This is a genomic window from Velazquezella soli (assembly GCF_977018685.1).
In genome coordinates this window covers 432,709-453,861 of the sequence record NZ_CDRNXF010000005.1, presented here as the reverse complement: position 1 = coordinate 453,861, position 21,153 = coordinate 432,709, and the positions used below count along the sequence as shown (strand labels likewise).

16 protein-coding genes are annotated in these 21,153 nt (G+C 61.6%); 11 read left to right on the top strand and 5 right to left on the bottom strand.

All coding sequences use genetic code 11. The features are described 5' to 3' along the window. Positions 1–185 precede the first annotated feature (185 nt). Together pobA and AC0JZ8_RS22535 are read left to right on the top strand one after the other, a co-directional pair. Complete coding sequence (gene pobA, locus AC0JZ8_RS22540; protein WP_062459363.1) at positions 186–1,355, top strand: 4-hydroxybenzoate 3-monooxygenase; 1,170 nt, start codon at positions 186–188, stop codon at positions 1,353–1,355. A 314-nt stretch (positions 1,356–1,669) separates the two neighbouring features. Then, positions 1,670–2,329, top strand: coding sequence for a helix-turn-helix domain-containing protein (locus AC0JZ8_RS22535; protein ID WP_082471789.1), 660 nt, complete (start codon positions 1,670–1,672; stop codon positions 2,327–2,329). On the opposite strand, the gene cydC is transcribed toward AC0JZ8_RS22535, so the two are convergent. Together cydC and cydD are read right to left on the bottom strand one after the other, a co-directional pair. After that, positions 2,323–3,984 (bottom strand): thiol reductant ABC exporter subunit CydC, encoded by a 1,662-nt coding sequence (cydC, locus tag AC0JZ8_RS22530; protein ID WP_471893626.1) that lies wholly within the window; start codon positions 3,982–3,984, stop codon positions 2,323–2,325. The two genes, AC0JZ8_RS22535 and cydC, sit on opposite strands and share 7 nt — an antisense overlap. Beyond that, a complete protein-coding gene (cydD, locus tag AC0JZ8_RS22525) occupies positions 3,981–5,747 on the bottom strand; it encodes a thiol reductant ABC exporter subunit CydD (RefSeq protein ID WP_471893625.1) in 1,767 nt (588 codons plus the stop codon). Before cydD ends, cydC begins: the two co-directional genes overlap by 4 nt. 160 nt (positions 5,748–5,907) lie before the next feature. Here cydD and AC0JZ8_RS22520 point away from each other — a divergent pair, with 160 nt between their 5' ends. The 5 genes from AC0JZ8_RS22520 (at position 5,908) to AC0JZ8_RS22500 (ending at position 10,730) form a co-directional block, all read left to right on the top strand. After that, a complete protein-coding gene (locus AC0JZ8_RS22520) occupies positions 5,908–7,488 on the top strand; it encodes a cytochrome ubiquinol oxidase subunit I (protein ID WP_471893865.1) in 1,581 nt (526 codons plus the stop codon). Positions 7,489–7,512: 24 nt separating this feature from the next. Next, complete coding sequence (cydB, locus tag AC0JZ8_RS22515) at positions 7,513–8,661, top strand: cytochrome d ubiquinol oxidase subunit II (RefSeq protein WP_471893624.1); 1,149 nt, start codon at positions 7,513–7,515, stop codon at positions 8,659–8,661. A gap of 12 nt (positions 8,662–8,673) precedes the next feature. After that, positions 8,674–8,832: a cytochrome bd-I oxidase subunit CydX gene (gene cydX / locus AC0JZ8_RS22510; RefSeq protein WP_471893623.1), complete on the top strand. Its 159-nt coding sequence runs from the start codon at positions 8,674–8,676 to the stop codon at positions 8,830–8,832. Further along, entirely contained in the window at positions 8,829–10,160 is a 1,332-nt protein-coding gene (gene hemN / locus AC0JZ8_RS22505; protein ID WP_471893622.1) for an oxygen-independent coproporphyrinogen III oxidase, read from the top strand. The genes cydX and hemN overlap by 4 nt, the downstream gene beginning before the upstream one ends. Before the next feature lie 123 nt (positions 10,161–10,283). After that, positions 10,284–10,730 (top strand): pyridoxamine 5'-phosphate oxidase family protein, encoded by a 447-nt coding sequence (locus AC0JZ8_RS22500; protein ID WP_471893621.1) that lies wholly within the window; start codon positions 10,284–10,286, stop codon positions 10,728–10,730. 84 nt (positions 10,731–10,814) lie between these two features. On the opposite strand, the gene AC0JZ8_RS22495 is transcribed toward AC0JZ8_RS22500, so the two are convergent. The 3 genes from AC0JZ8_RS22495 to AC0JZ8_RS22485 are packed head-to-tail and all read right to left on the bottom strand — an operon-like array spanning position 10,815 to position 16,434. Continuing rightward, the gene (locus AC0JZ8_RS22495) at positions 10,815–13,883 is read right to left on the bottom strand and encodes an efflux RND transporter permease subunit (RefSeq protein WP_471893620.1); all 3,069 of its coding nucleotides are present in this window, start codon (positions 13,881–13,883) and stop codon (positions 10,815–10,817) included. Further along, complete coding sequence (locus tag AC0JZ8_RS22490; protein ID WP_471893619.1) at positions 13,880–15,010, bottom strand: efflux RND transporter periplasmic adaptor subunit; 1,131 nt, start codon at positions 15,008–15,010, stop codon at positions 13,880–13,882. The genes AC0JZ8_RS22495 and AC0JZ8_RS22490 overlap by 4 nt, the downstream gene beginning before the upstream one ends. Next, entirely contained in the window at positions 15,010–16,434 is a 1,425-nt protein-coding gene (locus tag AC0JZ8_RS22485) for an efflux transporter outer membrane subunit (protein WP_471893618.1), read from the bottom strand. Before AC0JZ8_RS22485 ends, AC0JZ8_RS22490 begins: the two co-directional genes overlap by 1 nt. Positions 16,435–16,579: 145 nt before the next feature. On the opposite strand from AC0JZ8_RS22485, the gene AC0JZ8_RS22480 reads away from it, so the two are divergent. The 4 genes from AC0JZ8_RS22480 (at position 16,580) to AC0JZ8_RS22465 (ending at position 21,033) form a co-directional block, all read left to right on the top strand. Then, positions 16,580–17,266, top strand: coding sequence for a response regulator (locus tag AC0JZ8_RS22480; protein ID WP_113111543.1), 687 nt, complete (start codon positions 16,580–16,582; stop codon positions 17,264–17,266). Positions 17,267–17,268: 2 nt separating this feature from the next. Next, positions 17,269–18,561: a HAMP domain-containing sensor histidine kinase gene (locus tag AC0JZ8_RS22475; RefSeq protein WP_062578202.1), complete on the top strand. Its 1,293-nt coding sequence runs from the start codon at positions 17,269–17,271 to the stop codon at positions 18,559–18,561. Between the two features lie 83 nt (positions 18,562–18,644). Continuing rightward, the gene (locus tag AC0JZ8_RS22470; RefSeq protein WP_471893617.1) at positions 18,645–19,658 is read left to right on the top strand and encodes an NADP-dependent oxidoreductase; all 1,014 of its coding nucleotides are present in this window, start codon (positions 18,645–18,647) and stop codon (positions 19,656–19,658) included. 253 nt (positions 19,659–19,911) lie between these two features. Further along, a complete protein-coding gene (locus AC0JZ8_RS22465) occupies positions 19,912–21,033 on the top strand; it encodes an alpha/beta hydrolase (RefSeq protein WP_062459413.1) in 1,122 nt (373 codons plus the stop codon). The last annotated feature ends 120 nt before the right edge of the window (positions 21,034–21,153 follow it).

The window sequence follows — 21,153 nt, the reverse complement described above, 5'->3', positions numbered from 1 at the left end:
AGGCCGTCGTCGCGACGGCCTGGTATGATACGTCTGGACGTCATCCTACGGCTCTCCGTGTCCGGCGAGCGTTGCTTTTCTCCGTGAAGGCGGACCGGCATCAGTCCTATAGATTGGCCGTATAATCCATTGTTCAAACGCCTGCGGGTGCGCTTAAAGAGACCCCAAGATCTACGGAGGATTTCATGCGCACCCAAGTCGCCATCATCGGTTCTGGCCCTTCGGGTCTCTTGCTTGGCCAATTGCTGACCAATGCCGGTATCGAAAACGTCATTCTCGACAGGGTGAGCAAGGACTACATCCTTGGCCGGGTGCGGGCGGGCGTGCTGGAGGAAGGCATGGTCAGCATGATGGAGCGTGCCGGTGCGGCGGACAGGATGCACAGGGACGGCCTCCCACATGACGGGTTCTCGCTTGCCTTCGACGGCCGCGACCACCGCATAGACCTGTTCGGGCTAACAGGAAAACGCGTGCTGGTTTACGGCCAGACCGAAGTCACCCGCGACCTGATGGATCAGCGCGAAGCCTCCGGCGCAACCACGATCTATAGTGCCGAAAACGTAGCGCCGCATGACTTCGATGGAACGAACCCGTACGTGACATTCGAAAGAGAGGGCGTCAGCCACCGGATCGACTGCGATTTCATCGCCGGCTGCGACGGTTACCACGGCATCAGCCGTAAATCGGTGCCGGAGCACAGTCTCACGACGTTCGAACGGGTCTATCCGTTCGGCTGGCTCGGGATCCTGGCGGATGTGCCGCCGGTCAGCCACGAACTGATCTACGCCAATCACAGCCGCGGTTTCGCACTGTGTTCGATGCGCTCGGCCAGCCGCAGCCGCTACTATATCCAGTGCGGACTGGACGAGAAGATCGAGGATTGGTCGGATGAGCGCTTCTACGACGAACTGCGTCGGCGGCTGCCGGCGGAGCATGCGGAAAGCATGGTCGTCGGCCCCTCATTCGAAAAATCGATCGCGCCGTTGCGGTCCTTCGTTGCCGAGCCGATGCGGATCGGCCGCCTGTTCCTGGTCGGCGATGCCGCCCATATCGTGCCCCCGACCGGCGCCAAGGGGTTGAACCTTGCAACCAGTGACGTGTTCTACCTGTTCGAAGGTCTGCAGGAGTATTTCTCAGAGAAATCAGCCGCGGCAATCGACGCCTATTCGATGCGAGCCCTCAAACGGGTATGGGGCGCCGTGCGCTTCTCCTGGTCGATGACGACGATGATGCACCGCTTTCCCGAAGCCGGCGAGTTCGACCGGAAAATCCAGGAAGCGGAACTCAATTACCTCGTAGGCTCGAAGGCTGCCGCAACAGCACTCGCCGAAAACTATGTCGGCATTCCCTATTAGGCTCCGTCGGAAAGAGTTGTAGGCCGAAGCTGCGGAGCGGCCGCCATACACGCCGATCGCGATCATTGCCCATCGCAAACGTGATAATATGTTGTATTCGTCGACATGCGTCATACACTTGGCAGGATGGTTGGGCGTTCCTGATCGTCGGCATCCGCAATATCGGTTGTGTGTCCCACTGAATATTTTATGTTGAAGTGACAGCAGACGAGAACGATCGATTGGTAGATACGCACGACAGTCCTTTCACCACTCAGAAATCGGTACATCGGCGGAAAGCGTGCAGCGCTTGTGCCAACTGCGATGTGCGCACAATGGCTGTTTGTGCTGCGTTGGCTGACGAGGAACTTTCCGAACTCGACAAGATCATGACCTCTCGGCATCTTGCTCCCAACGAGATGCTTGTGAGTGAAGGCGACCCTTTGCATCGGACCTACAGCCTTACTGCAGGCATGTTGCGACTATCGATCGCGCTCCCCGATGGACGCCGCCAGATCACCGGCTTTCTGCTGCCGGGCGACTATCTTGGCCTGGCGGATGAGGACGTCCATTCCTCCACGGCGGAAGCGATTGGTTCAGTCCAGCTCTGTTCGTTCTCGACGCGCGAAATGCATGCGCTGATGGAACGCTACCCCAAGCTGAAGGACCGGCTGCATTCCTTTACCCGCTCGGCGCTTCGCCAGGCCCGTGATAATCAGATGATCCTCGGGCGCCTGGCGCCGGTCGAAAAGCTTGCGAGCTTTCTTCTGGCGCTGTCTGCAAGGGCTGCGGAGCATAAGCTTTCCGCCAATCCTCTGTCACTGCCAATGTCGCGGACCGACATAGCGGACTATCTTGGGCTGACGATCGAAACCGTCAGCCGCTCCTTCACCAAGCTGCGCAATACTGGCATGATCCGGCTGCCCGATCCGCAAACCGTCGAACTGATCGACATGTCCGCGCTTGAGGCCGTTGCAGGCATCAACGTTCACTGATCTTCGCGCAGACGTCCGTCCGTCAGATGGAGGATGCGGTCAACGATCCCGACCGGCAAGTACGCATGGCTTATGAGGAGGACGGTTCGTCCCACCGTCGCGTTCCTGAGATCACTGAAGAACGAGAGTTCGGTTTCCCGGTCGAGACCGCTGGTCGGCTCATCGAGAACGAGGATCTCCGCCTTGGACAGAAGTGTTCGGGCGAGGCAAAGCCGCCGCGCCTGTCCAACGGAGAGTGTATGACCGGCTTCTCCGACCGGCGTTTCCAGACCGGAAGGCAGACTGCGCACAAAGTCGGCGAGACGCGCCTTGCCGAGAGCGAACCAGCATTCGTCATCGCTCGCTCCGTTGCAGCCGATCCTCAGATTGCCACCGATCGTGCCGATGAAGACCGGCGCGTTCTGTTCGAGCAGGGCGATCCTGGCGTGAAGATCGGACTGCGCGATGTCGCGGATATCCGTACCCGCAACGCGCACGGCTCCCGCGATGGGATCAGCGAGGCGCAGGAGAAGGGCGCCGAGTGTGGATTTTCCGGCGCCGCTTTCCCCCATGATGGCGACGCTGCTTCCGGCGTTCACCGTCAGATCGAGGTTCCGTAGGACAGGCCGCCGCGGATTGTAGCCGAAGGTCAGGCCTTCGATTGAGATACTTCCCCCGGCGGGAAGGGCTGCCGGGTGGAGCGTATCGACGACAACAGGTGGTGTCTCCGCCAGTCTCCTCAGTCGCTCCGCCGCGGCGATCGCGCTACCGAACTTTGCGACCTGACGGGTGACGGCCGCCGTTGCCTCGAAGCTCCCGAGCGAGGCGAGAAGAAGGCCGACGAGAATAGGGCCGCTGATCAGGCCACGTTCCAGAGCCGTCAGCCCGGTCAGCAATGTGCAGACGACTGCAAGTCCTCCCAGGACGGCGATTGCTGCTGACGCCGATGCCGAGGCACGGGCGAGACGCAGCCTCGTCCTTGAAAGATCTGCAGCGATTGCATCGGAGCGTGCCCGCATCCGATCGGCAGCACCGAATGCAATCAGATCGGCGTGGCCGTCGACCATGTCGAACGCCGCCACACGCAGTTCGGTCGAGAGGTCTATGACCCGGGCGCCCAGCCGGCGCGTTCCGCTTGAAAGCATTATCGGAACGACAAACAGCGCTGTCGCCATGACGACCGCGTAGAGGATGGCAGCTGCCGGCAGCATGACGGACAGGAAAACGGTCACTGCCGTTGCTGTGAGTACACCCGTCACGAGCGGACCGGCTGCGACGATGAACACACTGTCGAGCGCATCCACGTCTGCCGTCAGACGGGAAACCGCATCGCCTTTGCGGAGCGCTTGGTTGGCTTGATGCACGCCAGGACCGAGGCGTCTGAACAGCCATTCTCTGATGTCGGCCAGTACTCGAAGCGTCGTGTCGTGACCGACGAGCTTTTCGCCGTAGCGCGACAGGATGCGCAGCATCGACAGGCCTCGGACGGCAGCCGACGGACCGAAAAGATTGAAGCTCATGGTAGCGGTGGTCAGGAATGCCGCGGTCAGGAACCAGCCGGAAATGCCCAGCAGAGCAACGCCCGCGAGAAGTGTCGCAAGCGAAAGGCCCAGGGCAATAGCGAAGCCTGCCAGATGGCGCCGAAACAGCGGGTGGAAAGACAGGAGCGCTCTCATGCGGCAAACTCCCGACCAGAGGAAACGACAGACAGGGTCGGCTTCATTGGCAAGAGATGTCCGTTCTCGAACCGCACTGTCGCGTCCATGCGGGAAGCGACCGTCATCGAATGCGTGGCAATGATCATCGTCCGCCCTTGGGCGAACCCCTGGAGGCGATCGAGCACGGTCGCTTCCGTCTCGGGATCGAGATGCGCGGTCGGCTCGTCAAGCAGGATGATGGACGGATCCGTGAGATAGAGGCGGGCCAGGCCGACGCGATGCGCCTCGCCGCCCGACAGGCCGAGCCCACCTTCTCCGATGCTGGTGGCAAGGCCGTCCGGAAGTCCATCGCTGAACGCGGTGACCAGGGCCAGATCGGCCGCGCGGCGCACTGCGTCGTCACTGGCCCCGGGATCAGCGAGGCGGATATTGTCGGCGATCGTGCCGTGGAAGAGATGCGGTTTCTGACTGACGAAGGTCAGCATCCGGCGGAGGTCGCGCTCATCGATGTCATCGAGCCGGCGATTGCCGAACTCGATTGTTCCCTCAGTGCGCGCAAGCCTTGCCAGCACATTCAGCAGCGTCGACTTGCCGATGCCACTGCGGCCGACGAGAGCGATATGCTGGCCAGCCGGGATGGAAAGTCTGCTCGATGTGAGCAGAATGGAGCAACCGTCCGGCGTTTTGATGCTGAAATTGGTGGCGAGGATCGGGACCGCGGAGGAGACAAGCCGCACCGGTGCCGGAGGGATGATCACAGCCACGGGCATGGGAAGCTCGCCGAATTGCCGCACGATCTCTGCGACCGCCCCCTTGGCATGGGCGCGGTCGTGGTAATGTGCGGCGAGCGATCTAAGCGGAAGATAAACTTCCGGAGCCAGCAGCAGACAGAAAAGCCCGGATTGGAGCGACAACTGCGTACCCGGCAGGTCGACCATGCCGAGATAGCTGAGGCCGACGTAAAGTGCGACGCCGGCAACGCCGAGCGCTGCGAAGAATTCGAGCACCGCCGATGACAGGAACGCGATGCGCAGCACGCGCAGCGTCCGCCGGCGAAGCTGGTCTGTCGCTTCGTGCATGGCTCCAGCCTCGATCTCCATTCGTCCGAACAGCTTCAGCGTGAGGAGACCACCGAGACGATCGGCGAAATATTCCGACAATCGCGACAGCGCATTGGCCTGTGCATCGCTCGCGGCCTGCGCCCCGAAGCCGACAAGCGCCATGAACAGCGGGATCATCGGCGCCGTGAACAGGAACAACAACCCGACTACCCAGTCGAACGGCATCACTGCCGCAGCAAAGACGATGGGCAGCAATGCGGCCTGAATGGTTGCGGGCAGGAACCGTGAGAAGAAGCCGTCCAACGCCTCGACCTGATCGACGACCGTGCTGGCAAGCGCGCCGGACGACCGGTCTTGTCTCCAGTCCGGACGAGGGGCAAGCAGCCGCGTGGTCAGGCTGTCGCGCACCGTTCGCTTGATCTTTTCGGCGGCGAGCGATCCCGCCCACTCGGCAGCAAAGGCAAGCGCGATCCGGAGAACAAGGAGGGAGGCGAAACCGAAGATCTGCGGAAAGAGCTGTTCGAGGGGAACACCATCCTCGATGGCCCGGCCAAGCACCTGCGACAACAGGAGCACCTGCCCGATCAGCAGCAGGCCGGAGAGTATAGGGAGTGCGACCGCGATGCCGAGGGCGATGCCGCCGTGTCGGCGCAGGGCGGAAAGCGCTTTCCGGTCGCCGCCATCTTCACCCATTTCCTGCTCGTCTGTGCTTGTGGTCATCGGTTTCCGCACTGCCCTGATCGTCGTGGGACTATCTAATCCGGCATGCAGGCGGGCTCATTGATTGCAATCAATGCACGGGGCCCGTGCGGTGGATTATGCCGCTTTCAGACCGGGGATTTCGAACCGGAAAACCTGAAAACAGGCGGGTAGACACATGATCGACTTTACGGTTGTCGACCTTTCGCGACTGCAGTTCGCGGCGACGGCAATGTACCACTTCCTCTTTGTTCCGCTGACCTTGGGGCTGTCGTTCCTGATGGCCATCATGGAAAGCGTCTATGTGATGACCGGGCGCGAAATCTGGCGGCGCATGACGCTTTTCTGGGGCACGCTGTTCGGCATCAACTTTGCGCTGGGCGTCGCAACCGGCATCGTCATGGAGTTCCAGTTCGGCATGAACTGGAGCTATTACAGCCACTATGTCGGCGATATCTTCGGGGCGCCCCTGGCGATCGAGGGCCTGATGGCCTTCTTCCTGGAAGCCACGTTTATCGGCATCTTCTTCTTTGGCTGGGACAGGCTTTCCAAAGTCGGCCATCTGGCCGTGACCTGGCTCGTGGCGCTCGGCGCCAACTTCTCGGCCCTGTGGATCCTGATCGCCAACGGCTGGATGCAGAACCCCGTCGGCTCGACCTTCAATCCCGATACCATGCGCATGGAAATCACCGATTTCGCCGCTGTCATCTTTAATCCCGTGGCGCAGGCAAAGTTCGTCCACACGGTCAGCGCCGGCTATGTCACCGGCTCCATGTTCGTCATGGCGATCAGCGCCTGGTTCCTGCTGCGGGGACGCCATCTGGATCTAGCCAAGCGGTCGATGGCGGTCGCTGCGAGCTTCGGCCTCGCCTCGGCTCTTTCCGTCGTCGTCCTTGGTGACGAGAGCGGCTATGTCGCGACCGAGCACCAGCAGATGAAGATCGCTGCGATGGAAAGCATGTGGGAAACAGAACCGGCCCCTGCCGGCCTCAATGTCTTTGCCATCCCGGGCGTCCGCGAGAACAGCTATGAGGTGAAAATCCCTTACGTCCTTGGCCTCATCACCACGCGATCACTCTCCACCGAGGTGCCCGGCATTCTGCCCTTGGTCGAGCGTGCGGAAGTCCGCATCCGCAACGGCATGACCGCCTATGCGGCGCTGGACCAGATTCGTGCCGACCGCAACAATGCTGCTGCCCGCCAGACCTTTGCCGATACCTGGCATGACCTCGGTTATGCACTCCTGTTGAAGCGTTACGTCGATGACGTGCCGGCGGCGACCGACGAGCAGATCGAAAAGGCCGCCTGGGATACCGTGCCGGACGTGCCGACGCTGTTCTGGAGCTTCCGGTTCATGGTTGCGATCGGCCTCTACCTGATCGTCTTCTTCGCGGTGGCTTTCTATCTGGCCTCCCGCCACAGGCTTGGTGAAAACCGCGTGCTTCTGTGGATCGCCCTGTTCAGCCTGCCGCTGCCATGGGTTGCCATCGAACTCGGCTGGCTCGTTGCCGAATACGGGCGTCAGCCCTGGGTGGTCGAGGGAGTGCTGCCGACTTTCTATGCCGCGTCGGGCCTAACCCTCGTGGATCTGGCGATCAGCCTCGGCTTCTTCCTCACGGTCTACACGACGCTTGCCGTCATCATGGTTCTGCTGATGCTCAAAATCATCAAGGCAGGTCCGAGCGAAAGATACGTGCTGATCGACGGCATTCGCGGATCGGCAGTGGTTCCCGAACGCGCCGCCGCTGCGCCGCAACGCTGACCCTCTCATTCGAAAGCAAGGTCCATGTCCCATTTACCTCTCGATTATGAAACATTGCGGATCATCTGGTGGCTGCTGCTCGGCGTCCTCCTGATCGGCTTTGCCATCGCCGACGGCTACGATCTCGGCGTTGGCGCCCTCCTGCCATTTGCGGCCAAGACGGACGAGGAGCGGCGCATCCTGCTCAACCTGATTGGGCCGACCTGGGAAGGGAACCAGGTCTGGCTCGTTCTGGGCGGCGGCGCCATCTTTGCCGCTTGGCCGGCGCTATACGCGGCTTCTTTCTCCGGCTTCTACCTTGCCATGATCGCCATCCTGCTGGCCCTCATCCTCCGGCCGGTCGGTTTCAAGTTCCGCGGCAAGGTCAAGGATCCGCGCTGGAGAAGCACCTGGGACTGGGCGCTGTTCATCGGCGGTTTCGTGCCGGCGCTGATCTTCGGTGTAGCGGTTGGTAACGTGCTGCTCGGTGTGCCCTTTGGCCTCGACGGTACGATGAGGGCCCACTACGACGGCAATTTCTTCGGGCTTCTTCGTCCCTTTGCCCTGGTCGCGGGCCTCACCAGCCTGTCGATGCTGGTCATGCACGGGGCCGTCGTCATCGCCATGCGCTGCGCCGGACCGGTCGCCGAACGTGCAACGCGCTTTGGCCGGATGGCGGCCGCAGCCACCGTTGCTCTCTTCGCGCTCGCCGGCTTGTGGGTCGCCTTCGGTATGGACGGTTATGTCGTCACCAGTGTTCAGGAAGCTGCCGGTCCATCCAATCCGCTGGCGAAAACCGTCGTCACGAAGGCTGGAGCATGGCTGAACAACTACCATGCATATCCCTGGATGATCAACGCGCCGGTTCTCGGCTTCGTCGGGTCGCTCGTCGCCCTGGCAGGACTCGGCAGCCGCCGGTTCAAGATCGCACTCGCTGGATCGAGCCTTGCCATCTTCGGCATCATCTCGACCGCCGGCCTGTCGCTGTTTCCCTTTCTTCTGCCATCGTCGATCGATCCGGCCGTGAGCCTCACGGTCTGGGACGCGTCATCCAGCCACCTCACCCTGTTCATCATGCTGCTGGCGACCGTCGTCTTCCTGCCGATCGTGCTCGCCTACACGGCCTGGGTCTACCACGTGATGCGCGGTCCAGTGAACGCGGCTTCGATCGGTCGCAATCCGAACGCTTACTGAAGGAGATCATTCATGTGGTATTTTTCCTGGATCCTCGGCGTCGGCCTCGCCTGCGTCTTTGCCATCCTCAACGCCATGTGGTTCGAGATGAAGGAAGACCGGCGCCTCTCGGCGCTTCCGGACCCCTCAAACAAGCCAAAACGCAGCGCCGTCGGAGATCCGGCCGCATGAAACCGGATATGGTCGAGCGTCTCGCGGAAATGCCGGTTCCACGATACACATCCTACCCCACCGCCGCGGATTTCAGCGAGGCGGTGGGGCCCAAGGAACAGGCCGCCTGGCTCGGCCAACTTGATCCGGCCGAACCGGTCTCTGTCTATCTGCACGTTCCCTATTGCCGGCAGCTTTGCCACTATTGCGGTTGCCATGCCAAGGCGGTTCGGAAGGCCGAGCCGGTCGAGGACTACCGGACCACGCTGGAGGCAGAGATCGCGCTGGTTGCCGCTCACCTGCCAGCCCGGCTGAAGATCGGCCGCATCGCCTGGGGCGGCGGCACGCCCTCCATTCTGGGCGAGGCAGGCTTGAGCTCCGTTCTCGGTATGCTCAAGAAGCATTTCGACCTGGAAGACGACTACGAGCATTCGATCGAACTCGACCCGCGGATGCTCGGGCGCGATCTTTGCCAAGCGCTCGGCCGGCTCGGGATCAACCGCGCCAGTCTCGGCGTCCAGGATCTCGACACCGTTGTGCAACAGGCAATCGGGCGGGAGCAGCCGGAAGAAAAGGTGGCCGCCGCCGTCCGCGACCTGCGCGACGCCGGCATTTCACGCATCAATTTCGATTTGATCTATGGTCTTCCGAACCAAACCCAGGAAAGCTTGCTGACCACCTGCCGTTCCGTCTTGGACCTTAATCCGGATCGCATCGCCTTTTATGGATACGCCCATCTACCATCACGAAGGGCCAACCAGCGCCTGATCGATAGCGCATCGCTTCCTGGACCCATCGAGCGTTTGCAGCAGGCAAGCGCGATCGCGTCTTTCTTCATCCGCGAGGGCTATCAGGCGATCGGCATCGATCATTTTGCCAAGCCTTCCGATCGGCTGGCGGCTGCCGCAAGAGAAGGTCGGCTCCGCCGCAATTTGCAAGGCTACACGGACGACGATCGCCCGATCCTGCTGGGGTTCGGGTGCTCTTCCATCTCGCGGCTCCCCGGTGGCTACACGCAGTCGGAATCCGGTATCGAGGCTTACAAACGCCATATCGCGGAGGGGTCTCTACCCACGCGACGCGGCCACGCCTTTGTCGAGGACGATCATGAACGCGCGACAATCATCGAACGCCTGATGTGCGATTTCTCCGTCGATCTGGGACAGAATGCCGCCGGTTATGCCGACGAATTGGCCTTGCTGCGACCGTTCGCTCTGAGCGGTCTGTTGACGGTGCGGGCGAACCGCATCTCGATGACGGCAAAGGGGAGACCCTATGTTCGCACTGTTTCGGCGATCTTTGACCGGTTCAGAAGCCAGGGGCAAAATCTGTTCAGCCCGAGCGTATGAACGTCACCACTGAACGTCATCACTGACATAATGAATTTGAGGATTTCGGCTTGAGGAGCGGAAAGCGCGCCCTCACGAAAGGCAGACGGGATGAATATAAGAGAACTTGATTATCAGGAGTGCATGGCATTTCTTTCAAAAACCCGGATGGGGAGACTGTCCTGCGTCCTCGAAGGCCGCCCGTACACGGTTCCGATTTCTTTCATCATTGAGGACGACTGGTTCTACAGCTTCTCGCTCGAGGGCAAGAAGATCTCGTGGATGCGCGAGAATAACTCCGTGTGCATTCTGGCAGACGAAATCTCCAGTCCACAACAATGGCGAACCGTAATCGCAAATGGTCAGTTCAAGGAATTCGATCAGGCTGCCGAATGGCCGAAATATGCGCGTGCATGGTCTCTTCTGCAGTCCAGCAACGCAACCTATTGGTTGCCTGGAGGACTGAAAACAGCAGCGGCCGGGGTGCAAAACAAACCCGTCTACTATGGAATTCGGATCGAAAGCGTCTCGGGGAGAGAGGCCTATCTCCCGACCGAAACCGGACTTGTGTCCGGCATGCATCCGCATTGATGCGCGCGATGTCGCCCGGCTCACGCGCCAGCCGGGCGACATCAAAGCCGTCCGGCTTCGGCTGCCGCCAGACTTAGACTGGCGCTACTCTGCGGGGTGCTGCTTGCGCGAGTGGAACCGTCCCTTCAGCCAGACCAACAGATCATCCAGGAATGTGAACACGACTGGGATGACCAGCAAGCTCAGGAAGGTTGAGGTGATGAGGCCGCCGATCACCACGATGCCCATCGGCTGGCGGAAGCTTGAATCGCCGGATACGAGGCTGAGGGCGGCGGGTAGCATACCGCCGGCCATGGCGATCGTCGTCATCACGATCGGCCGCGCCCGCTTGTGGCAGGCATCCACCAGCGCGTCGTAGCGTGACATACCGGCGCGCCGCGCCTCGATCGCGTATTCGACGAGCAGGATCGAGTTTTTCGACACGATGCCCATCAGAAGCAGCAGGCCGATGACCGCAGGCATCGAGAAGCTTGTTCCCGTCAGCACCAGTGGCAAGAGCGCGCCGCCGAGAGCCAGCGGCAAGGCCATCAGGATCGTGACCGGCTGCAGGAAGTCATGGAAAAGCAGGACCAGCACAGCGTAGACGCAGAAGATGCCGATCGCCATCGCCAATCCGAAACTGCTGAACAGCTCGCTCTGGCGCTTCAACTCTCCCTGCTCGACGAATTTCACGCCCTGCGGAAGGTTCTTGTAGCCGGGCAGCTGCGCTGCCTCGTTCGTCACTTCCGAAAGGCTCCGGCCGTTGAGCTCGATCGTGAGCGAGACGTTGCGCGACCGGTCGAGCCGATCGATCTGGCTGGGGCTAGAGCCTAGCGATATGTCGGCGATGGCGCCGAGCGCGACATTGCCGTCCTTGCCCTCGACCGGGATGAGCGACAGCGCATCCAGCGATTGCCGGCTCGCCGTGTCGAGCATGACCCGGATGGGGACCTGGCGTTCCGGCAGGTTGAGCTTCGACAGGGCCGCATCATAGGCGCCGGCCGTTGCGACCCGAATGGCGTCGGCGATCGCCTTCGAGGTCACACCCAGAGATGCGGCTTCCGCGAGATTAGGGCGGATGGTGATCTCCGGCGATTGGGTCGCGGCCGACGAGGTCACGTTGCCGATGCCGGGTAGCGTGCGCAGATCGGATTCGAGGCTGGCGGCCGCTTTTTCCAGTAGGTCGGAATCGTCGCCGGCCAGCGTCAGCGTCAGCTGCGTACCATTGCCGCCGGATCCGATCTCAAGACGGACGCCGGGCAAGGTTTCCAGCGCCTTGCGCAAATCCGCTTCGATCTGAGATTGCTTGACGTCGCGGTCGTCGATCGACGTGAGGTTGACGACGAGCGTCGCACTGTTGGTGCTGGCATTCGAGGTGCTGTTCATCCCGCCTGTGGAGGCCGTGCCCGTTGCCTGGAAAACCGAGGTGACGTGGTCGCCGCCGGCAATGACCGCGGACGCCTTTCGCGCCGCTTCGTCGGTCGATTCAATGGTCGAGCTTGGAGGCGTCGTGATCGTGACCTGGGTCTGGCTGCTATCGGAAGCCGGAAAGAACCCGGTCGACAGATGGCTGAGCAGCAGGATCGTGAAGGCCAGAAAGCCGACCGTGCCGAGCACTGGTATCCAGCGCCGACGAAGCGCGCCTTTGACGGCCCAGAGGTAGGACCGCATCAGGCGGCCGTCGCCTTCGTGTGTCTTGCCGCTCGGCTTCATGATGTAGGCCGCCATCATCGGCGTCACCAGACGCGCGACGAGAAGCGAGGCGAGGACGGCGACGGAGGCCGTGATGCCGAACTGCTTGAAGATGATGCCGGGAATACCGCCCATGAAGGCTGTCGGCAGGAACACGGCGACCAGGGTGAAGGTGGTGGCGATCACGGCGAGGCCGATCTCATCGGCCGCTTCCATGGCTGCATCCATGGGGCTTTTCCCCATGTTCAGATGTCGCTCGATATTCTCGATCTCGACGATCGCATCGTCGACCAGGATCCCGACCACAAGAGACAGCGCCAGAAGCGTGATCGTGTTCAGTGTATAGTCGAGGAGATACATCACGAGGAACGTCGGGATGATCGACAAGGGCAAGGCAACAGCCGCCAAAAGCGTCGCCCGCCAGTCACGCAGGAAGAGCCAGACCACGAAGATCGCAATCAGCGCGCCCTCATAGACCATATGCATCGACGATTCGTAGTTCTGCTCGATCGGGACGATCGTGTTGTAGGCCTCTTCGATCGTCACTTGCGGATTTTCAGCCGCGAACGACTTCATCTGTTCGCGGATACTGTCCGTGACGGCGACGTCCGAGTAGCCCTTGGACCGCTTGATCTGCGCGGCAATGACCGGCTTGCCGTTGATATAGGCAAGCGAGCTGAGATCGCTGTGGGAATCGGTGACCGTGCCGAGTTCGTCCAGCCGAACCCAGTTTCCCTCCGGCAATGGTATCGGCAGTGCGCGGAGCTGTTCAACGCTGCCGACGGCCGCCAGCGTTCGGACAGACTGGCTTTCGCCGCCGATCCGCCCCTTGCCGCCCGACAGGTCAGACTGCACTGAATCGAGCTGCCCGTTGACGTCGTTTGCAGACAGACTGAGGCCATCGAGCAGATTGGCGTTGAGTTCGACGCGGACCTCCCGGTCGACGCCACCCAGGCGCCCGACTTCGCCGACGCCTTCGACAGCCATCAGGGCACGCGACATATTGTTGTCGATGAACCAGGAGAGTTCCGCCGCATCCAGCGTGTCTGACCGCACCACATAGGTAATCAGCGGCGATGCATTCAGCGACTGTTTGGAAACCGTCGGTGCGTTCATTTCTTCAGGTAAGTCGTCCTGCGCCTGATCGACGGCGCTCTTTACCTCGTCGAGTGCCTCTTGCGTGTTCTTTCCAACTTCGAAGGCGACGGAAATGCTGACGGAACCATCGGTGACCGTCGTGGTCACGGAATCGAGCCGCGTCAGTCCCGTCAGTTCGTCTTCGATCTTGCGGGCGACCTCGGTCTCAAGCTGTGAGGCTGCGGCCCCGTCGAGCGACGCACTGATCTCGATCGTCGGAAGATCCATGTCGGGAAAGTTCTGGATGTCGAGACGGTTGAACGCCCACAGGCCGCAGGCCGTCAGTAGGACGAACAGCAGGATTGGCGGAACGGGATTGCGGATGGACCAGGAGGAAAAATTCACTTCGTCGCCTCCGTCTCGGCTGCGGCGACCGTATCGACCACCCGCACCACGGAACCGTCCGCAAGAAACGCGCCGCCGGAGACGACGACTTCCTCGGTCGTGTCGATCCCCGATACGATCTCGACCCGGTCGCCTTGCCGCCGGCCGGTCTCGACACGCTTGCGTGTTACCGTCGGCTGATCTGTCGCGTTGAGGACGAACGCGTAGGAAAAGCCGTCCCTCAGGGTGACGGCCGTTGCCGGAACTGTCAGCGCATCGGTGGCGCTGAATTCGAAATTGCCGCTGACGAGAATGCCGGTCTTCGGTTGTGGCATTCCGACTGCGGGCTGCAGGGCTACATAGACAGTGACCCGACCGTTGGCGGTCGAGCTCGTGGGCGAAACAAGCCGCACCTCGCCACTGATATCGCCGAGCGGGGTCGGGATGACCGCTTTGGTGCCTTCCTTGACATCGGTCAGCCGCTTGACCGGCAGCTCCGCCTGCCACTCGATGCGGTTCTGGCGGATCAGCTTGAACAGTTCGTCGCCGGCGGTCACCACTTTGCCAAGCGACGCGGACCGTTCAGAGATCACGCCATCGTCGTTCGCGTAGACCTTCGTGCGGTCAAGGGTCAGCTGCGCGGATGCCAGCGCGGCCTTCGACGACGAGAGCGCCGCTTTCGACTTGCGCTCCGTGATCAGATACTCGGTCGTCTGCTGGGCGGAGATCGCACCGGAGCCGGTCAGCCCGCGGGCACGGTCGGCATTCGCGACCGCCTGATCGAGATCGGCCTTTGCCTGCTCGACGCTTGCCTGCTGTTGCTCGAGCTCGGCCTGCGCGGTTTCGGCGTCGAATTGCACCAGCAACTCGCCTTTTTTTACCGTCGCTCCCACATCCGCATTGATGCCGATGATCCGCAATCCGCTGACTTCGGCGGAGATTACCGCTTCATGCCAGGCAGCAAGGCGCCCGCTTGCCGGGATGAGCACCGGCCACTGGGAAGCCTCCGGTTTCGTGACGCTGACAGTGAGCGCGGCCGCGCCGGCGGTCGTCTGCGTCGCGTCCTGTGCCCGGCCTGCCGGGGTGAAAGCAAGACAGACGACGCAGGCAAGCGCCATCGTCGTGAGCGGGTGTGATGTTTTAAGCATTAGTTGAGTTCCCGTGCAGAAGAGGCAGCGGCGGTCGGAATGGACCAGCCTCCGCCAAGCGCTTTGTAGAGGGCTATCCAGTATTGGACGGCGTCGCGCCTGATTTCGATGAGAGTGATGGCCGCCGATTGCGCCGATCGGCGAGCTTCTTCGCGGTCGAGAATGCTGACGCCCCCGGACGCCCAGTTCTGGTCGACCGCGCGGAAATAGCGCTGATAGTTGTCGGCAGCGCTTTTCGCATCCGAAATCCGCCGAAGCGCCGTATCGACCCGCAACATCGCCGTCTCGACTTCGGCAACGGCACTGAGAACGCCCGACTTATAATTTGCGACCGCGAGATCGTAATCCGCAACTGCGCTACGCACCGCCGCCCGTCGTGCTCCGCCATCCAGCAACGGCACCGACAGCGCCGGTCCGAAGGACCAGGGAACAGACCGGCCGGTCACGCTGGACTGGCTGATCGAGATCGATCCGCTGAGGCTGAGGCTGGGGTAAAGATCGGCCTTCGCCGCGCCGACGTCCGAAATCGTTGCGGCGACTTCAGCCTCCAGCGCATTGACGTCGGGCCTCTGTCGCAGGACGTCGGCAGGCACGGCAGTGATCCGCACCGCAGATGGCTGCGGAATACGCCGTTTGCCCTGGTCGAGCAGCCGGCGAACCGCTGGTTCGTCGCCACCCGTCAATTGTGTGATCGATTTGATCAGGATCTCGCACTCGCCGCGCTGGGCCGTCAGGCTTGACGATGAGGCCGCAGCGCTTGCCTTTGCCAGCGCCAGGTCGCCGGTGGAGGTAAACCCCGATTGTGCCGACCGTTCCGTGGCGCGGATGGTGGCCGTCTGCGATGCGAGCTCGTCGCGGTAGAGGCGCTCCAGTTCGCGGCAGGCGCGGTACTGGACATAGTCGTCGCCCACTTCGGCGGCAATCGAAACGCGGGCATCATGCCAGGACCAGACTTCGCCAGCGGCCCGCGATGCAGCGGCGCGCACCTGCTTCTTGGTCTTGCCGAACAGATCGACTTCCCAGGCGGAATCAAGCCCGCCGCTCTTTGTCGTCCCGGCGGTCAGCCTGTTATTGTCGTTACCCTTATTGCCCTCACGGCTTGCCGATGCAGAGCCGTCGAGCGATGGGAAAAGCCCTGACGCGGTGCTGTCGAGCGTAGCGCGCGCCTTGTCTATATTTGCCACCGCCTGCTCGATAGTCGGGTTTTCGCGGTCCGCCATGTACAACAAGGCATCCAGCGAGGGATCCTTGAAGCTTGCCCACCAGGTCACGAGATCGGCTGTTCGACCGCGATGCGGAAGCGTTGCATGCCAGAAGGCGGCAACAGCCGGCGTCGCCGGCTTGAGAGTGCCGATGCTCGTGCAGCCGCTAAGCAGGGCCGCGACGGCCAGGACTGGTAGAACTGAAGAAAGAGTGCTGCGCATCGATTGGACACCGCCTTAACTGAAGGCCGCAGTATAGGGATAGCCATGTTAATGTCGGTCAAGAGCAGGTTAAGTTAGGTAAAACTGCTGTCTTCGCAGCCTCAAGGTCGTAAAGCTGAAGTTATCGAAGGAGCAAGAGCAGGGCATGAACAAGCTACTATTGATCGATGACGATGCCGAGCTGACCAACCTGCTGGGCGAGTATCTGACAGAGGAAGGTTTCGCCGTCGAAACGACCGCGGATGGTCGCGTCGGCGTGGCCGAGGCCATGTCCTCCTCGACCGATCTGATCGTGCTCGACATCATGATGCCGCGGATGAACGGCATCGAGGTTCTCCGCAAGATCCGGCAGGTGAGCGACGTGCCGGTGCTGATGCTGACGGCGCGGGGAGACGATATCGACCGCATCGCCGGCCTCAATCTCGGCGCAGACGATTACGTCTCAAAGCCCTGTTCGCCGGGGGAACTCGCTGCGCGCATTCGCGCCATCCTGCGCCGCTCGGGCCGAACCGAGCGGGACGGCACCGTCAACGAGATCAGGACGGGCGAATTGGTGCTTTATCCGTCGAACCGCAGGGCGATGTGGCGGGCGGCACCCCTGGAACTGACCGGAACCGAGTTCAGCCTGCTGGAAGTGCTTGCCCGCTCCTCCGGCCAGCTCGTCTCCAAGCAGGAGATATCGTTGCGGGCGTTTGCCAAGCCGCTTACCGCGTTCGATCGCCGGATCGACGTCCACATCAGCAGCATCCGGCAGAAACTCGGCGCCCGCCCGGATGGGCAGCCCTGGATCCAGGCCGTGCGCGGCCGCGGCTACCAGTTGCTGGAAGGCTGACCATGCATCGCCTGTTCTGGAAATTCTTCACCGTCGTCTGGTTGGCCATGGCCGGCTCGATTGCGATCCTGTTTGCGATCAGCACGCTGTTCCAATCACCGTTCGAGGAGGAGGTTGCTGGCCGGGAACTTAGCCTGACGCTGGAGACCGCAGCTCAGGTGCTCCAGTCGGATGGCCTGGAGGCGACGGCCAGGCTGGTGGCGGCGGTTCGGCGGACCGGTCGCGACATCCCGGTTACCGTCACGACCGACGGGCCGGCGATCGATTGTGCCGAACAAAATGAGGAGGCGCTCGTTCGGACCGCCGTGCGCGACGGAGAGTGTTATCGCCTGGAAATTGCCGGCGCAGCGCCGAGCATGATGGCTAAAACCTGGCCTCGGGCTGTTCCGTGGCTGGCAGCCCTTCTGGCGGCAGCAGCTGCGGCCTATTGGCTCGCCCGCTATTTCATTACCCCGGTCGAGCAGCTGCGCTATGGGCTGCGCTCGCTTGCCAGGGGAGAACTGGATGTGCGGATCGCCCACAAGATCGGCGCCAAACGCGACGAGATCGCGTCGCTGGCGCACGATCTGGATATCACCGCTGCCCGGTTGCAGGAGCTCCAGATGGCTCAGCAGCAGCTGTTCCACGATATTTCGCACGAACTGCGCTCGCCTTTATCGCGTCTGCAAGCCGCTATCGGCGTTCTGCAGCAAAACCCGGTGCGCCTCGCGGTGATGATCGAGCGAATGAGCCGTGAGGTCGAGCGGCTCGACGAACTGGTGGGCGAGATCCTGACTCTCGCTCGGCTTTCGGATCGCGACACACCGAGGTTCGAGCGGCAGACGCTCGACCTTGTCGATCTCCTGCGTGAGATTGTGGACGATGCCGGCTTCGAGGGACAGGCGCGCGGGGTAACCGTCCAGTATGAGGGCGTCGACACATTCGTGGCTTCCGTCAACGGCGAGCTGATCTACCGCGCGCTGGAAAATGTCATCCGCAATGCCATCACCCACACGGGACCAAGCACCGCTGTCCGTGTGACGTCCAAGGTTTTGGACCGGAAGCTGATCGTGACCGTCGAGGACGACGGCGAGGGTGTGCCGGAGACGGAACTGGAGGCGATCTTCAAGCCGTTTTCGCAAAGTTCAACCGTCACCACCCGTTCCGGCTTCGGCCTTGGGCTTGCCATTACCCGGCGTGCGGCGGAATGGCACGGCGGGGGCGCAAAGGCAGAAAACAGACCGGCCGGTGGTCTGTCCGTCCAAATCACAATTCCGACCTGTGCTGCCCCACGAAAGCTTGTGGCAGCAAATTAATCGCCCATCGCGGTTCGGCCTTGGCAAATCGGTGCCGCCGACTACTTCACCCGGGAGTCGACAACGACAAGGAGACACACAGGATGACCGCCATTCGCCGCATCGTCTTGGCAAGCCGACCGACCGGTCAGCCCGAGGCTGAGAATTTCCGCATCGAGAATTTCGAACTTCCGGAAGCCGCAGAAGGAGAGGTCACCTTGCGATGCCTCTATCTTTCGCTCGACCCTTACATGCGCGGTCGCATGAGCGACGCAAAGTCTTATGCAGCGCCCGTTCCCATTGATGGCGTTATGGAAGGCGAGACGATCTGCGAAGTGGTGAAGTCGCGCCACACAGCCTTTTCGCCCGGCGATATCGTTCGTGCTCGGACCGGATGGACGACCAATGCGGTTGTCCACGGAGATACCCTGACGCGTGTCGAAACGCACGGCGCACCGCTGACGACGGCACTCGGCGTGCTGGGAATGCCAGGCTCCACCGCCTGGAGCGGAATGAAGTTCATCGGGAAGCCGAAGCAAGGCGAGACCGTCGTTGTCGCCGCTGCCTCCGGGCCTGTCGGTTCGCTGGTCGGCCAGCTTGCGAAACTTGCCGGGGCGAGGGCAGTCGGGATTGCCGGTGGACCGGACAAATGTGCGTATGTGAAAGATGGCCTCGGCTTTGACGCCGTTGTCGATCACCGCTCGCAAGATTTTGCGTCCGATCTTGCTGCTGCATGTCCTGACGGCGTCGATGTCTATTTCGAAAATGTCGGCGGGCACGTTTGGGACGCCGTCCTGCCGCTGCTGAACCAGTTTGCCCGTGTCCCCGTCTGCGGGCTTGTCGCGCACTACAATGGCGCCGGATCTGCGGACACGGACAGGCTTCCGATCACCATGTCGGCGGTTCTGAGGCGCAGCCTTCTCATCCGCGGCTTCATCCAGACTGAATTCATCAGCCACTTTGGAGACTTCCTCGATGAGGTTGGCCCGCGCGTCGCGTCCGGCGACATAAAGTATCGGGAAGATATCGTTGACGGCCTCGAACGTGCGCCGGAGGCTTTCATCGGTATGCTCACCGGCGGCAATTTCGGAAAGCTGATCGTGAAAATCGCTGACTGACTGGCTCAAGCAGCCTAATCCGGCCATGAATTCGCCGTGTGTAACAAAGACCAGACCCCGGACCGTGGCAACACCGTCCGGGGCCTGCAAATCCTGGCCTGCCTCGGATCTCTCCGCTTGAATGATGCACTCGCGTTCCGGTCGACTGGCCAGGTGGTGCAGGCGAATTTAGCGTGGATTTCAGCCAGTTGAGTTCGGCAACATTTCGTGGCATCAACCGGCACCATTCACCTTTCGAAAGTCGCTGGTTACGATGCAGTATTCCGTATTGACGCGGCGATGGATCTCGGCTGCGATTATCGCGATCGTGTCCGCTCAGCTCGTTGCCTGTGCCAACAGGCCTTCGGCCTCTGTTCTCGATCCGGTCGCGGTCAACCCGGCATCCAGCCGTCAGCTTACCGTCCTTACTGCGACGAACCGGTCGCGGGACGGCGACGGATACTCGTCCCGCCGTAACGCAGATCCGGCCTTCGAAACGTTCACGGTCGCAATCCCGCCCTCGCACCGGCCGCCGAAGATCGAATGGCCTGTCGGTAGACCCGACGCGTCGACGGACATGGTTGTTTCCGAAAGACGCTCTCTCGACCAAAAACAGTTTCTGGCGTTGGCGGACGCGCCCAACAAGGATGGGGCGGTTGGCATCTTTGTCCACGGGTATAACTATACGTTCCAGGAGGGTCTGTACCGGCTCGCGCAGGTCGCCGCCGATTCCAAGACGGATGGAAGGCCGGTCCTTTTCTCCTGGCCGTCGCAGGGATCCCTTGCCGGATATCTCGCGGATCGTGACGCGGCCCTCGCTTCGCGTGACACCCTGGTCTGGCTCGTCAAATCGATGGCAGCCAAACGCGATGTGAAACGGGTCATCCTGTTCGGGCATAGCATCGGCGGGTTCCTGATCATGGAAACGCTTCGCCAGCTGAAGCTTGAAGGCCGCGGCGACGTCCTCGACAAGTTGGTCGTCGTGCTCGCGGCTCCAGACATTGACGACGATCTGTTCAGGTCGCAGCTGGAGGTCGTCGGTCGGATGCGTACCCCCATCACGCTGTTTGTTTCCAAGGACGACAAGGCGCTCAAGATCTCCAGTTTCATCAGCGGGGAGAAACCGCGCGCGGGATCGCTCAATGTTGATAGCCCTTCGGTGCGCGACGCAGCCTTGCGCTATGGTCTGCGGATCATCGACATCTCGTCGGTCAAGGCAGCAGATGGGGTCGGGCACGACCGGTACGCCAATCTCGCACAACTGGGTCCGCAGCTTGCGCAGGCGGGTGGCGGGGCGGTTTCGGTGCCGGAGGCGGGCGCCTTCGTCTTCGACGTCGCGGCATCGGTCATTTCAAGTCCGTTCAGATTGGCAGGCGCGGTCGTCGGCGGGCGCTGAGCTTGCGGTTTCTGGCGATAGACCAGGGAAGGATGCTTGATCCTTATCTCTCATTCTTGTGTCCGTGCGTGGTCGCACTTGTCGATTGTCACCCTATGTTGCGTGTGTTGAACCGAGAGA